At 56.1% G+C, this 15,026-nt stretch carries 14 protein-coding genes and 1 pseudogene; 10 read left to right on the plus strand and 5 right to left on the minus strand.

Annotated features, from left to right (window positions below):
- From WCG50_RS04200 to WCG50_RS04245, 10 genes and pseudogenes are all read left to right on the plus strand, one after another.
- A pseudogene (locus tag WCG50_RS04200) lies at positions 1-263 on the plus strand (ABC transporter); the annotation flags it as partial.
- Positions 264-284: 21 nt separating this feature from the next.
- Complete coding sequence (locus WCG50_RS04205; protein WP_336898318.1) at positions 285-1,250, plus strand: MBL fold metallo-hydrolase; 966 nt, start codon at positions 285-287, stop codon at positions 1,248-1,250.
- A 29-nt stretch (positions 1,251-1,279) separates the two neighbouring features.
- Positions 1,280-2,953, plus strand: coding sequence for an FAD-dependent oxidoreductase (locus tag WCG50_RS04210; protein ID WP_336898319.1), 1,674 nt, complete (start codon positions 1,280-1,282; stop codon positions 2,951-2,953).
- Between the two features lie 10 nt (positions 2,954-2,963).
- A complete protein-coding gene (locus WCG50_RS04215; RefSeq protein WP_336898320.1) occupies positions 2,964-3,188 on the plus strand; it encodes a DUF2783 domain-containing protein in 225 nt (74 codons plus the stop codon).
- A gap of 19 nt (positions 3,189-3,207) precedes the next feature.
- Positions 3,208-3,747 (plus strand): VOC family protein, encoded by a 540-nt coding sequence (locus WCG50_RS04220; protein ID WP_336898321.1) that lies wholly within the window; start codon positions 3,208-3,210, stop codon positions 3,745-3,747.
- 5 nt (positions 3,748-3,752) lie between these two features.
- On the plus strand, positions 3,753-4,769 hold the full coding sequence (locus WCG50_RS04225; protein WP_336898322.1) for a fumarylacetoacetate hydrolase family protein: 1,017 nt from the start codon (positions 3,753-3,755) through the stop codon (positions 4,767-4,769).
- A 131-nt stretch (positions 4,770-4,900) separates the two neighbouring features.
- Positions 4,901-5,488 (plus strand): 2-oxoacid:acceptor oxidoreductase family protein, encoded by a 588-nt coding sequence (locus WCG50_RS04230; protein WP_336898323.1) that lies wholly within the window; start codon positions 4,901-4,903, stop codon positions 5,486-5,488.
- Complete coding sequence (locus WCG50_RS04235) at positions 5,481-6,734, plus strand: transketolase C-terminal domain-containing protein (protein WP_336898324.1); 1,254 nt, start codon at positions 5,481-5,483, stop codon at positions 6,732-6,734. The genes WCG50_RS04230 and WCG50_RS04235 overlap by 8 nt, the downstream gene beginning before the upstream one ends.
- Positions 6,735-6,758: 24 nt before the next feature.
- Positions 6,759-7,757 carry a thiamine pyrophosphate-dependent enzyme gene (locus WCG50_RS04240; protein WP_336898325.1) on the plus strand — a complete coding sequence of 333 codons (999 nt, stop codon included), beginning with the start codon at positions 6,759-6,761 and terminating at the stop codon, positions 7,755-7,757.
- 2 nt (positions 7,758-7,759) lie between these two features.
- Positions 7,760-9,385, plus strand: coding sequence for an NAD(P)-binding protein (locus WCG50_RS04245; protein WP_336898326.1), 1,626 nt, complete (start codon positions 7,760-7,762; stop codon positions 9,383-9,385).
- Position 9,386: 1 nt separating this feature from the next.
- Here the strand turns inward: WCG50_RS04245 and WCG50_RS04250 are convergent, their stop codons facing one another.
- From WCG50_RS04250 to WCG50_RS04270, 5 genes are all read right to left on the minus strand, one after another.
- Positions 9,387-9,941, minus strand: a complete 555-nt coding sequence (locus WCG50_RS04250; protein WP_336898327.1) for an N-acetyltransferase — start codon at positions 9,939-9,941, stop codon at positions 9,387-9,389.
- The gene (glmM, locus tag WCG50_RS04255) at positions 9,938-11,296 is read right to left on the minus strand and encodes a phosphoglucosamine mutase (protein WP_336898328.1); all 1,359 of its coding nucleotides are present in this window, start codon (positions 11,294-11,296) and stop codon (positions 9,938-9,940) included. Before glmM ends, WCG50_RS04250 begins: the two co-directional genes overlap by 4 nt.
- A 40-nt stretch (positions 11,297-11,336) precedes the next feature.
- A complete protein-coding gene (folP, locus tag WCG50_RS04260; RefSeq protein WP_336898329.1) occupies positions 11,337-12,209 on the minus strand; it encodes a dihydropteroate synthase in 873 nt (290 codons plus the stop codon).
- Between the two features lie 78 nt (positions 12,210-12,287).
- Positions 12,288-14,207 carry an ATP-dependent zinc metalloprotease FtsH gene (gene ftsH / locus WCG50_RS04265; RefSeq protein WP_336898330.1) on the minus strand — a complete coding sequence of 640 codons (1,920 nt, stop codon included), beginning with the start codon at positions 14,205-14,207 and terminating at the stop codon, positions 12,288-12,290.
- Between the two features lie 118 nt (positions 14,208-14,325).
- On the minus strand, positions 14,326-15,012 hold the full coding sequence (locus WCG50_RS04270) for an RlmE family RNA methyltransferase (RefSeq protein WP_336898331.1): 687 nt from the start codon (positions 15,010-15,012) through the stop codon (positions 14,326-14,328).
- Positions 15,013-15,026 lie beyond the last annotated feature (14 nt).

A 15,026-nucleotide genomic window follows, 5' to 3' on the forward strand; every position in this document is an offset into this window, starting at 1 on the left:
CCTTGATGGGGCGGCCCAAGTTGTTGTTGCTTGATGAGCCGTCGATGGGCCTGGCACCGTTGCTGGTGCAGGAGGTGTTCAACGTCATCAAGACGCTCAAGGCGCAGGGCATGACCATTTTGTTGGTGGAGCAGAACGCGTTTGCCGCGTTGGCGATTGCCGACCGGGGTTATGTGCTGGAGACCGGTCAGGTCACCTTGACCGGCACCGGGCAGGAATTGATCAGTAACGAACAGGTGCGCGCGGCGTACCTGGGTATGTAAAAAATTTAACCAAGGAATACCATGACTAAAAAATTCGCATCCCAAGCTGACCTGGAGGTCAAAAAGACCACCTTTGCGCAGATGTCCGAGCACTGCTGGGCCTACACCGCCGAGGGTGATCCCAACACCGGCGTGATCATTGGCGACGACTCGGTGTTGATCTGCGACGCACTGGCCACACCCGTGATGGCGCAGAGCCTGATTGCCGAGATTCGCAAGATCACCGACAAACCCATCAAGTACGTCGTGCTGTCGCACTACCACGCAGTGCGCGTGCTGGGCGCCTCCGGCTTCAAAGCGGCTGGTATGCAGGAAATCATCGCCAGCCAGGGCACCTACGAGATGATCGTGGAACGCGGCGCGCAAGACATGCAGTCTGAGTACGAGCGCTTCCCCCGTCTGTTTGACGCCTTTGACTCCATCCCCGGACTGACCTGGCCGACACTGGTGTTCAAGGATTCCATGACACTGTGGATGGGCAAGTTGGAAGTCAAGATCATGCATTTGGGTGCGGGCCACACCAAGGGTGACACCGTGGTCTGGGTGCCAGCAGAAAAAGTGCTGTTCTCAGGTGATCTGGTGGAAGCCGATGCCGCTTGCTACACCGGCGACGCCCAACTGGCCGAGTGGCCCGCCACGCTGGATGCGCTGGCCGCACTGCAGGCTGAAAAATTAGTACCCGGCCGTGGACCGGCGCTGGTCGGCCCGCAGCGGGTTCAGGATGGCCTGGCCTACACCCGTGATTTTGTGACGACGCTGCTGAGCTCCGCCAAAGAGGCGGTGGCCCAAAACATGAACCTGAACCAGGCCATGGCGCACTGCCGCAAGGCGATGGACCCCAAGTTTGGCCAGGTCTTCATCTATGAACACTGCCTGCCGTTTGACGTGACCCGTGCCGTGGACGAAGCCAGCGGCATCAAGCATCCCCGCATCTGGACGGCAGAGCGCGACAAAGAAATGTGGCACGCCCTGCAGACCGCGGCCTGAGTTTCAAACAATAAAAAGAGGAGACAGGCATGTTGAGCACCTATCAATATTCAAGTTATGACTACGTGCGCCCACCAGAGCAAAGCGGCGCTGATAAGAAACGTTATCCGGTGGTGATCGTGGGCGCAGGGCCGGTGGGTCTGGCGGCTGCGATTGAGTTGGCCCAATCCGGTGTGCCGGTGGTGGTACTCGACGATGACAACACGGTGTCGGTCGGTTCCCGTGGCGTTTGTTATGCCAAGCGCACGCTGGAGGTGCTGGACCGCCTGGGTGTGGGCGACCCTTGCGTGGACAAAGGCGTGAGCTGGAATGTCGGGCGCACGTTCTTTCGCGAGCAAGAGGTTTACAACTTCAACCTGCGCCCGCAAGACGACCACAAGCGCCCCGGCATGATCAACCTGCAACAGTATTACCTGGAGGAATACGAGATCACGCGGGCCAAAACTTTGCCCAACCTGGATCTGCGTTTCAAAAACAAGGTAGTGTCGGTGTCGCCAGATGGCAACGGGGCAACCTTGCAGGTTGAAACGCCTGATGGCATCTACAGCCTGGAGACCGATTGGTTGATCGTGGCCGATGGCGCACGCAGTGGCATCCGCCGCATGATGAACCTGGAGATTGACGGCAAGATCTTCATGGATCGCTTCCTGATTGCCGACGTGGTGATGAAGGCAGATTTCCCGACCGAGCGCTGGTTCTGGTTTGACCCCCCTTTCCATCCGGGGCAGTCGGTGCTGCTGCACCGTCAGGCCGACAACGTGTTTCGCATCGACTTCCAGTTGGGCTGGCAAGCCGACCCTGAAGAAGAGAAAAAACCCGAGAACGTCATCCCGCGTATCAAGGCCATGCTGGGCGATGACCGCGAGTTTGAGCTGGAATGGGTCAGCGTTTACACCTTCCAGTGCCGCCGCATGAACAACTTCACCCACGGTCATGTGCTGTTTGTGGGCGATGCGGCGCACCAGGTGTCGCCATTTGGCGCCCGCGGTGCCAACTCCGGCATTCAGGACACCGACAACCTGTGCTGGAAGCTGAAGCTGGTGATTGAAGGCAAAGCGCCCTCCAGCCTGCTCAACACCTACTCGGAAGAGCGCGTGTTTGCAGCCGATGAGAACCTGCTGAACTCGACCCGTTCGACCGACTTCATCACGCCCAAAAGCAAGATGTCGCTGACCATTCGCAACGCTGCCCTGACGCTGGCGCGAGACCATGCTTTTGCCCGGGCGCTGGTCAATTCAGGACGCCTTTCGGTGCCCGCAGTGCTGACCGAGTCGCGACTCAACACACCCGATACGTCTGAGTTTGCGGGCGATATGGTGCCGGGCGCGGCGATGGACGATGCACCCATGCAGGAAGACGGCGAGAACTTCTGGTTGCTGGAGCGCGTGGGTAACCAGTTCATGGCGCTGGTGAGGGTCAACGACCCGTCACAAGTCGATGCAGCCACCGCCCGTGTTTACAAGTCGTTGGCCGATGCCGCGATACCGATTGAAGTGGTGCTGGTGTCGCCCCAAGCCGGCACTGCGCCTGAAGGCCTGCGCGTTTTCGTGGACGAGAAGCATCGTTTTACTGAGCGTTTCGACGCCCAAGCGGGCACGACCTACTTGATCCGCCCAGACCAACACGTGGCGGCCCGCTGGCGTGCTTTTGACGCTCACGCAGTCAAGGCTGCGCTGGCCCGAGCAACATCCAATACCCTCTAAGGAGCCCGTCATGCCTCTCACTTTGACCCCGAATCTCTCCGAGCCCGGCAAGCGCTATTTCCAGGCCTACACGCCTGGCGATGATTTCTACGAAGCCCTGATCGAAACCCATCGAGATTTAACCGATGAGCAAAGTTCGCTGGTTAACGCCAAGCTGGTGTTGCTCTTGTCAAACCACGTTGGCGACTTGTCCGTGCTGCGCGAGGCGATGAATATCGCCCGCCAGAGCGTCTAACCTTGTTTAGGAAACTCACATGAAAATCCAGAAAATTCACCATGTCGCCTACCGCTGCAAGGACGCCAAGGAAACGGTTGAGTGGTACGGCAAGTACCTGAACATGAACTTCATCCTGGCGATTGCCGAGAACGAAGTGCCCTCGACCAAAGCACCCGACCCCTACATGCACGTGTTTCTCGATGCCGGCAACGGCAATGTGCTGGCCTTCTTTGAGCTGCCCACCCAGCCGCCAATGGGGCGCGACCCCAACACCCCGCTGTGGACCCAGCATCTGGCGCTACAGGTCGAATCGGTCGACGTCATGATGCAGGCCAAAGCGCGACTGGAAGCCGACGGCATTGAGGTGATCGGTCCCACCGACCACACCATCTTTAAATCGATCTACTTCTTTGACCCGAGCGGTCACCGCCTGGAGTTGTGCGCCAACACCGGCACGCCGAAGATGGCCAAAATGCTCGACGAAGCCAAGTGGGACATGCTTAACGAATGGGCCCTGACCAAAAAGGCCCCGCAACACGCACGCTGGATGCATGACGGCAGCTACGCCGGGGAATAAGCAGCATGAAACTTGCCACCCTCAAACAAGGCGGGCGCGACGGCACCCTGGTCGTCGTCAACCGCAGCCTCTCACACTGCCGCGCTGTTCCGGCCATCGCCCGCACGCTGCAAGCTGCCCTGGACGACTGGGACGTCAGTGAGCCGCAACTGCGCCAGGTTTATGAAGCGCTCAACAGTGGCGCTTTCAACGATCAGATGCCGTTTGACCCCGTGCTGTGTCATTCGCCCCTGCCACGTGCCTACCAGTGGGCGGACGGTTCCGCCTACGTGAACCACGTCGAACTGGTGCGCCGCGCCCGCGGGGCTGAACTGCCCCCTGAGTTCTGGACCGACCCGCTGATGTACCAAGGCGGCTCTGATTCTTTTGTCGGCCCCTGCGATCCGATGTTGGCCCTGTCGGAAGACTGGGGGATTGATCTGGAGGCTGAAGTCGCGGTGATCATCGGCGACGTGAAGATGGGCACCAGCGCGGCGCAATGCGCCCCAGCCATACGGCTGCTGATGCTGGTGAATGACGTGTCACTGCGTAACCTGATTCCGGGTGAGTTGGCCAAGGGCTTCGGCTTCTTCCAGTCCAAACCCGCTTCCGCCTTTAGCCCAGTGGCCATCACACCGGATGAACTGGGCGCTGACTGGCGCGACGGCCGGGTGCACCGGCCATTAACCGTGCACATCAACGACCAGTTATTCGGCCAACCGGACGCCGGTACCGACATGGTTTTCAACTTCCCGCAGTTGGTGGCGCATGTCACCAAAACGCGTGAAATGGAAGCGGGCTCCATCATTGGCTCAGGCACGGTTTCCAATAAACAAGGCGACCTTAATGGCTCGTCGATTGCGAATGGCGGCGTGGGTTACTGCTGTCTGGCTGAAGTGCGGATGTACGAGACGATTGAGACCGGCAAGCCACAAACCAGCTACCTCAAATTTGGTGACAAAGTCAGGATTGAGATGTTTACCACTGATGGAAATAGTCTCTTTGGGGCCATCGAACAAGAGGTCAAACCCTATCCCGGTTAAGCATTTTCATCATTTTATAAAGTTGATTTAAATCAAACCTGATTTATAGTTGTTCCGGCACTATCGGCCGTTTCGGGATTTGCACTTCGCACGCCTGCCCTGTTGCATGACCGCAAAACGAGAGGCAAAAAATGTTCCAGGTTCGTATTCATGGACGGGGTGGTCAAGGCGTGGTCACCGGCGCTGAAATGCTGTCCATTGCCGCGTTTCTCGGAGGCCGCCACGCCCAGGCCTTCCCCAGCTTTGGCTCTGAGCGCACCGGTGCCCCGGTCGTGGCTTATTGCCGCATCGACGACAAAGAGATTCGCCTGCGCGAGCCCATCCTGGAGCCCGATGCACTGATCGTTCAAGACCCAACACTATTGCATCAGGTGAACGTGCTCAGTGGCTTGAAGGAAACGGGCTATATCCTGATTAACACCAACCGCACGTTTGATGAACTCGGTCTGGGCGACTTCGTCAAAGGCTATCGTGCCGATCATTTGCTGACCGTGCCCGCCACGGAATTGGCAATGAGGCATGTCGGACGTCCAGTACCTAATGTCCCGCTGCTGGGGGCTTTTGCGGCACTGGGCGGGCTGATCTCCTTGGAAGGTGTATTGGCCGCTATCGACCAAAAGTTTCGTGGCACGGTCGCTCAAGGCAACAAGGATGCGGCCCGTGAGGCCTATGAGATCGTCATGAATCAGGAAAAGAAAGCGCAGGCACACCATGCTTGAACAGTGCGAAGGATCTCATGCAGTCGCCAAAGCGGTGGCCTTAAGCCGCCCGGAAGTGATTTGTGCCTACCCTATTTCGCCTCAGACCCACATCGTGGAAGGGCTTGGTGCGATGGTCAAATCCGGTGCACTGACCCACTGCGAATTCATCAATGTTGAGTCCGAGTTTGCTGCTCTGAGCGTGGCCATTGGCGCTTCAGCCGCCGGGGCACGGGCCTACACCGCGACCGCCAGCCAAGGGCTTTTGTTCATGGCCGAGGCCGTTTACAACGCCTCCGGTCTGGGTCTGCCCATCGTCATGACCGTGGCCAATCGTGCGATTGGCGCGCCCATCAACATTTGGAACGACCACACCGACAGCATGTCGATGCGGGATGCCGGTTGGCTGCAAATTTTTGCCGAGACAAACCAAGAGGCGCTGGATCTGCACATTCAGGCTTTCAAGATTGCCGAAGAGTTGTCCTTGCCGGTGATGGTGTGCATGGACGGATTTATTCTGACGCACGCTTATGAGCGGGTAGATATGCCAGACCAGGCTCAGGTTGACAAATTCTTGCCGCCGTACGAGCCGCGTCAGGTGCTAGACCCCAATGACCCCGTCACCATCGGCGCCATGGTGGGGCCCGAGGCGTTTACGGAAGTGAGGTATCTTGCGCACGCCAAGCAGATGCAGGCCCTGGAGCTGATGCCGCACATTGCCGAAGAATTCAAAAAAGTTTTTGGCCGTGATTCGGGCGGGCTCGTCAAACCCTACCGGCTGGACGATGCCGACACCATCGTCATCGCGCTTGGCTCGGTGCTTGGCACCATCAAGGACACGGTGGATGATTTGCGCAATGAGGGTGTAAAAATTGGCGTACTGGGCATTACGTCGTTTCGACCCTTTCCGATTGAAGCCATTCGGGATGCGACTGAAAACGCCAAACGCATTGTGGTGATCGAGAAATGTTTTGCCGTTGGCATCGGTGGCATCGTCTCGCGGGATGTACGCAGTGCCGTGCAGAACCGCCAGCAATCCGTACTCACGGTTGTCGCCGGTTTGGGGGGGCGACCCATCACCAAAGCGTCATTGCACAAGTTGTTGATTGATACGGTAGCTGACAAGCTTGAACAACTCACCTTTCTTGACCTGAACTGGGAGGTGGTCAACCGCGTACTGGATCGTGAAAAACATCTTCGTCGCTCGGGTCCGATTGCTGAAGGCATTCTGCGCGACATCGGCTCAGTGTCTTCGGGCATTGCCTGAACCCACGACTGTTTAGGAAAGTTTATGGAACAAACCGTTGTTAAGTTTTACCAGACCGGCACCTTCACGGTGGGCAACCGCCTGCTCAAGCCCGACCAGCGTAGCGTGCAGGCCAATACCGAACGCAACAACTCGCTGAACTCGGGCCACCGCGCCTGCCAGGGCTGCGGCGAAGCGCTCGGCGCACGCTATGCCATTGACGCAGCCATGAAGGCGACCCATGGGCAACTGATTGCAGCCAACGCCACGGGCTGCCTTGAAGTCTTTTCCACGCCCTACCCCGAAACATCCTGGCAGATGCCCTGGATTCACTCGCTCTTTGGCAACACCGCCGCCGTGGCCACCGGCATCGCCGCTGCCATGCGTGTGAAGGGTCGCAGCGATGTGCGGGTAGTAGCGCAAGGTGGCGATGGCGGCACCACCGATATCGGTTTTGGATGCCTGTCGGGCATGTTTGAACGTAACGACGATGTGCTCTACATTTGCTATGACAACGAGGCCTATATGAACACGGGTGTGCAGCGCTCATCAGCCACACCACCGACTGCGCGTACTGCCACCACCATGCCGGTGGGACCACATCCGGGCAACGTGTTTGGTCAGGGCAAAAACATGCCGCAACTCGCCATGGCGCATGAAATTCCTTACGTAGCGACTGCTACGGTGGCCGATCTGCGGGACCTTGAATACAAGGTCACCAAAGCAATGTCGATTCGCGGCGCCCGCTATATCCACATCTTTGTGCCATGCCCGCTGGGTTGGGGGGCAGCCTCGCATGACACCATCCGGCTGGCACGACTGGCCACAGAAAGCGGTATTTTCCCGGTGTTTGAGGCCGAACGCGGTGAAGTTACAGGCTCCTCGAAAATTCGACGGCGCGTACCCATCGAAGACTATTTAAAACCCCAAAAACGCTTTGCCCATTTGTTTGGAAAAGACCCGGATACCGTCACCATCGCCCGATTGCAGGCCATGGCTGACCGCAATATTCGTCGCTACGGCCTGATCGACGAGGAGAAATAAGCATGCAAAAACCGTTTGCCATCACCCTGGATGTCGGCAGCTCCCTGGCCAACCACACGGGCTCATGGCGCAATGCGCGCCCGGTTTATGTGGACCGTCTGCCGCCTTGCAACCACCAATGCCCAGCAGGTGAAAACATCCAGGCCTGGCTTTTTCATGCTGAGTCTGGCGACTACGAGCAGGCCTGGCGCAAGCTGGTCGAAGATAACCCGTTTCCAGCCATCATGGGGCGTGTCTGTTATCACAGCTGCGAGGGCGCCTGTAACCGGGGCAAAGTTGATGCCCCGGTGGGCATCAATTCAGTAGAGCACTTTCTGGGTGATGAAGCGATTTCGCAAGGCTGGAAATTTGCACCACCCCAAGCAAGCACGGGTAAAAAGGTGCTGGTGGTGGGCGCCGGCGCTTCGGGCCTGTCAGCGGCTTATCACCTGGCTTGTCTCGGGCATCAGGTCACCGTGCAGGAGGCTGGGCCCCTCCCCGGCGGCATGATGCGCTTTGGTATCCCTAAATACCGTTTACCGCGCCAGGTGCTGGACGCCGAAGTGCGGCGCATTGTTGATCTGGGTGTCACCATTGAGTACAACACCAAGGTCGCCAACGTGCTGGAGTCCAAGCAATCAGGGGGGTTTGACGCTGTTTTTCTAGCGGTCGGGGCACACATCGCCAAGCGCGCCTACATTCCGGCCGGCGACTCGGCCAAGGTACTGGATGCGGTCTCGGTTCTGCGGTCCATGGAAGGCGAAGACCAACCCATGCTGGGTCGCCGGGTCGTGGTCTATGGTGGTGGTAACACGGCAATTGACGTGGCGCGTACCGCCAAACGGCTGGGGGCCACTGAGGCGATCATTGTTTACCGGCGTACCCGCGAAAAAATGCCGGCCCACGACTTTGAAGTTGAAGAAGCCCTGCAGGAAGGCGTCATGATCAAGTGGCTGTCCACCATCAAACAGGCGGGCGAGTCTTCCATTACCGTTGAAAAAATGGCGCTTGATGAAAAAGGTTTTCCGCAGCCCACCGGTGAATTTGAAACACTGGAAGCGGACTCTGTGGTGCTGGCGCTGGGCCAGGACGTAGACCTGTCTCTGATCGAGGGCGTCCCTGGACTGACAGTCGATGATGGCGTGGTTCAGGTCGACAACCGAATGATGACGGGCCACGCTGGCATTTTTGCAGGTGGCGATATGGTTCCTGCTGAAAGAAATGTGACGGTAGCCATTGGCCATGGCAAGAAAGCCGCACGAAACATTGATGCATGGCTTCAAGGTTTGGAACCTGTCGCCACGGTGAAGCACGAAATAGCCACCTTTGACAAACTCAACACTTGGTATTACAGCGACGCTCCCAAAACGGTGCGGCCCGTGCTCGATATCATTCGCCGCCAATCCACCTTTGACGAAGTTCAGGGCGGACTCGATGAAACCAACGCCTTGTTTGAGGCGCGGCGTTGCCTGTCGTGTGGCAACTGCTTTGAATGCGACAACTGCTACGGTGTGTGTCCAGACAACGCAGTCATCAAACATGGTCCCGGTAAAGGCTTTGACTTTAACCTTGACTACTGCAAGGGCTGTGGGATTTGCGTCGCTGAATGTCCATGCGGCGCCATCAAAATGGTGCCTGAAGAAATTTAGCTCAGCGAAGCCATTTTTGTAGAAACTGCGCCTGACCCATCGCTGGGTCAAGTTGGTAGTTGGCAAACCCTACCCGGTGGTATAGCTTGATGGCCCCGGCATTGCCCTGAAGCACTTCAAGCGTGAGCTTGCAGGCTCCGCGCTCCCTTGCAATTTCTTCAACCAGCAGCATCATTTTTTCAGCAATGCGTTGCCCACGATACTCAGAGTGCACCGCCACATCGTGAATATTTACCAAAGGCTGGCAGGCAAACGTAGAGAAACCTTCGATGCAGTTCACCAGACCAACGGGAACCTGCATCGCCTTGCTACCAGGTGCATCCCTATCAACAGCCTCACCAAAAGCCAACACACTGAAGGCTTGCGGACGGTCCGCCAATGACGACACCAGATTTTCCTTGGCGAAAGTGCTCAAAGGTTCGCCGCCACCCATCGGGTCTTGCGCATAGGCATCCAGCAGATCTACCAAAGCACGCGCATGAATGGGATTGGCATAGTCAGCGCGGCACACGCTCAGTTTCATATCGACGGGAATGTTCAAAACAGTTCTTTTCATGCAGTCAAAGTGTCCGCGATGCGCTGTGCACAGGTTTGGGCCTGAACGGCATCACGCGCTTCAACCATCACGCGAACCAGGGGTTCCGTGCCACTGGCACGAATCAGAACGCGACCGGCATCTTTTAATTCAGCTTCAACGGCTTGCGTCACTTCGGCCAAACGTGGACTGGCTTTCCAGTCCTGTCCGGGTTTCAGCCGCACATTGATCAGTATTTGCGGAAAGAGTGTTAAATCTGACAGCAACTCGGCCAGCGTCTGCCCGGTGCGCATACAGGCTTGCAGCACTTGCAGGGCAGAAATCAGACCATCGCCCGTGGTGTGTTTGTCCAAGGCCAGCAGATGGCCAGAGCCTTCGCCACCCAGCAACCAGCCGCGTTTCTCCAACTCTTCCAAAACATAACGATCGCCCACTTTGGCGCGCACCAGTTCAACGCCTTTGTCCTTCAAGGCCAGTTCCACCGCCATGTTGGTCATGAGTGTTCCGACCACACCAGGTACGGCCTCTCCTGCACGTTTGCTGGCGACTTTGCCCCCCCGGGAAAGACGTTCCTTAACCATCAAATACAAGATTTCATCGCCATTGAACAAGCGTCCTGCTGCATCCACCAGTTGCAATCGATCAGCATCACCGTCCAATGCAATGCCATAGTGCGCACCACTCGCCTTAACGGCTGCAACCAGCGCCTGAGGGTGGGTTGCACCTACCTCGTGGTTGATATTCAAACCATCAGGCGCACACCCAATGGAGATCACTTCCGCGCCCAGTTCGTGAAACACTTTGGGAGCCACCTGGTAAGCCGCACCGTGAGCACCATCCACAACTATCTTCAGGCCCTTGAGCGTGAGATCGTTGGCAAAAGTGCTTTTACAAAACTCAATGTAGCGGCCCGCAGCATCGTCAAGGCGGCGTGTTTTGCCAAGATCGGCTGAATCAGCCCACACGGGTGCATCCTTCAGCGCTGCCTCCACTTCCAACTCCCAGGCATCCGACAGCTTGGTGCCTTGAGCGCTGAAAAACTTGATGCCGTTATCGGCAAAAGGGTTGTGACTGGCGCTGATCACGACGCCCAACGAGGCCCGTTGTGCGCGCGTAAGGTAGGCCACCCCCGGAGTTGGCAAAGGGCCCAACAGCACCACATCGACCCCAGCTGAGTTAAAACCACTCTCCAGCGCACTCTCCAGCATGTAACCCGAAATGCGGGTGTCTTTGCCGATCAAAACGGTGGGGCGAGCCTCTGTCTTTTTAAGGACGCGACCGACAGCGTGAGCTAAGCGCAAGACAAAGTCAGGCGTGATGGGTGCTTGTCCAACGGTGCCCCGAATGCCGTCAGTTCCGAAATATTTTCTAGTCATTTTGTTCTCTATCCCTTGTATTTAATTGGTTTACAGCTATTTATTTAATAGCATTTAAAATTTTGAGTGCCTGCACAGTTTCACGTACATCATGCACACGAACGATCGACGCTCCGCGCTCAACTGACAACACGGCAGCCACCACACTGGGCACCATACGCTCATGACTGCCGATCGTTGCTGCAGTAGATAGCGCGTTGCCCACCACTGCTGCCAGGGAAGATTTTCGTGACCATCCGGCCAGAACGGGATAACCCGCAGACAACAATTCAATTTGTCGTGATAACAATGAAAAATTCTGTGCCGCCATTTTGCCAAATCCAATGCCGGGGTCGATAACTAGTCGATTCTTTTGCACCCCTAGCGCATTTAGATCCTGGGCTACCTGCTTTAAAAATAATAGCACTTGAAGAACAACATCCCCATCCATTGGGGCGACCTGCATGGTCAAAGGTTCACGGTGCATGTGCATCAGGCAAACACCACAATTGGGATGCCGGGACACAACGCTTACTCCCGTCAACCGAGAAGTTCCAATCTCTGGCTCAGACCAGCGCAAGGCCCAAATGTCGTTAATGATGTCGGCACCAAGGTCCAGCACGGCTTGCATGACTTGCGGCTTGTAGGTATCGACAGAAATAGGCACATCCAGCTTAATTGCCTCGCGAACCACCGGTATAACACGCGCCAATTCTTCTTCTAGTGATAAGGGAAGGGCACCAGGTCGGGTCGATTCACCACCGATATCAAGAATATCAGCGCCCTCCTGCAACAACAATTCGCAGTGCTGAAGCGCGGCAATTACCGAATCATGTTGACCACCATCCGAGAATGAGTCAGGTGTCACATTCACGATACCCATGACTTTGGGCGTCGTCAAGTCGAGCAAGAAGCGGGATGTTTGCCATTCCATGAAGCACCTTGTTGCTTTCAATAGCAAAAGGGCTGTTGCCAGCCCCTTTGAATCATTTAATGAATGAACGTTTACCGATTAGGCTGCCGTAGGTGCTGCGTCAGGCTTGATGGTGGGTGCACCACCACTGCTACTGTCACCACCGATAGTCGGAATACGCGGTGTCCAGTCTTTGGGAGGACGGGGCTCCTTGCCAGCCATGATGTCGTCCAACTGGTCGCTGTCAATGGTTTCCCACTCCAGCAAGGCCTTGGCCATGGCGTGCATTTTGTCTTGGTTGTCTTCAATCAGTTTGCGCGCCATCGTGTACTGCTGATCAATGATGCGACGAACTTCGGCATCCACCTTTTGCATGGTTTGCTCGCTCATATTGGTCGTCTTGGTCACCGAGCGGCCCAGAAACACCTCGCCCTCGTTGTCAGCATATACCATGGGACCCAAGGCATCGGTCATGCCGTAACGCGTCACCATGTCGCGCGCAATATGAGTCGCACGCTCAAAGTCGTTGCTGGCACCGGTGGTCATTTGGTTCATGAAGACTTCTTCAGCAATACGGCCACCGAAGAGCATGCTAATTTGACTCAGCATGTATTCGCTGTCGTAGCTGTAACGATCTTGCGCCGGCAGACTCATCGTGACGCCCAGTGCTCGACCACGAGGAATGATGGTGACCTTATGAACCGGGTCACACTTGGGCAACATTTTCCCGATCAAAGCGTGACCTGATTCGTGATACGCCGTATTTTTGCGTTCACCTTCAGGCATTACCATGCTCTTACGCTCTGGGCCCATCAGGATTTTGTCCTTGGCCTTCTCGAAATCCTGCATTTCAACTGTACGGGCATTGCGGCGTGCAGCCATCAGGGCCGCTTCGTTGCACAGATTAGCCAGGTCAGCACCCGACATACCTGGTGTACCACGGGCAATCACGCCTGCGTTGACATCCTGGCCCAAGGGCACTTTGCGCATGTGAACGTTGAGAATTTGCTCACGACCCCGAATATCGGGCAGCGTCACGTAGACCTGACGGTCAAATCGTCCTGGACGCAACAGCGCTGCGTCAAGAATATCGGGTCGGTTGGTGGCCGCTACAACAATGACGCCCACATTGGTCTCGAAGCCGTCCATCTCAACGAGCATCTGATTCAGGGTTTGCTCACGCTCATCGTTGCCACCACCCAAACCAGCGCCCCGCTGACGGCCCACGGCATCAATTTCATCGATGAAGATGATGCAAGGCGCGTTTTTCTTGGCGTTGTCAAACATGTCGCGGACCCGGGAAGCACCGACACCCACAAACATTTCAACAAAATCAGAACCCGAAATCGAGAAGAAAGGCACTTTGGCCTCGCCAGCAATACCCTTGGCCAACAAAGTCTTGCCGGTTCCGGGCGGACCCACCAGTAATAGACCACGGGGTATGCGGCCTCCAAGCTTTTGAAACTTGGCAGGGTCTTTCAGGAAATCGACGACTTCTTTAACTTCTTCTTTGGCTTCATCGCAGCCTGCCACATCAGCAAAGGTCACTTGGTTGGTATTTTCATCCAGCAAACGGGCCTTGCTTTTACCAAAACTGAAAGCACCGCCTTTGCCACCGCCCTGCATCTGGCGCATGAAGTAAACCCACACACCAATGAGCAGCAGCATGGGACCCCAACTGACCAGCAAGGTCATGAGCAAGGATCCTTCTTCGCGGGCTTTAACGTCAAATTTGACGCCATTGGCGATCAGGTCGCCCACCAAACCACGGTCTAGGTAAGTGGCTGTGGTTCTGACTTTACGGTCATCGTTGGTCACTGCAATTATTTCAGTACCGCCCTGACCTTCTTGAATGACGACGCTCTTGATGCGTTTGCCACGAACATCTTCAAGAAAATCGGAATAACCTACATACCCAGCGCTACTTGGACCCCGAGTGTCAAACTGTTTGAAAACAGTAAACAGCACAAGTGCAATAACGAGCCAAACGGCAATTTTCGAGAACCACTGATTATTCAAGCGAGGCTCCAATAGGGAAGCAAATAAGAAGACTGAACATAACTGGGCGTTATTTTAGGCGTTTCAAGAGAGGCCGGGCGTTGATTTAATATTTTCAGCCACAGACAAAACAGGGGTTTCAGACTGATTTCAGGCCCATACCGACTAAAAACGTTTCAGAAGATTTGTCGCGCGAGGCCTTGGGCTTGATTCGCTTGACCACTATAAAGGTCTCCTTGAAGCGTTTGACCAGCGGCTCATAAACCCCACCATGAAAAACCTTGACTACCAGCGCACCCTGCGGCTTCATGTGGTTTTGGGCAAATTCAATTGCCAACTCGACCAAATTTTCAATACGGGCGTCGTCAGCGGATGAAATACCTGACAAGTTGGGCGCCATGTCGGACACCACTACATCGGCCAAGCGGCTGTCCATCTCGTTCGTCAAGCGCTGCAAGACTTCCGGCTCACGAAAATCGCCTTGCAAAAACAAAACGCCTTCGACCGGCTCCATGGGCAAGATATCCAGCGCGATGATGACGCCATTCAGCGCACCCACCGCCGCCCCGCCACTGGTCGCCGTTTTGGGAGACAGTTTGCGCCGCACATACTGACTCCAGGCGCCGGGGGTTGACCCCAAATCAACCACCAGATGCCCCGGCTTGATCAAGTTGAGCGTCTCATCAATCTCTTTGAGTTTGAACGCAGCACGGGCACGGTAGCCCTCCAGTTTTGCCTGTTTGACATACGGGTCATTGACGTGATCGTTGATCCAGGCCCGGTTGACCTTGCTGCCTTTGGTTTTGGTTTGGGTTTGGATTTTCATTTTTTCCTTCGTGA

This window comes from Rhodoferax sp., assembly GCF_037143375.1.
GTDB lineage: Bacteria > Pseudomonadota > Gammaproteobacteria > Burkholderiales > Burkholderiaceae_C > Rhodoferax.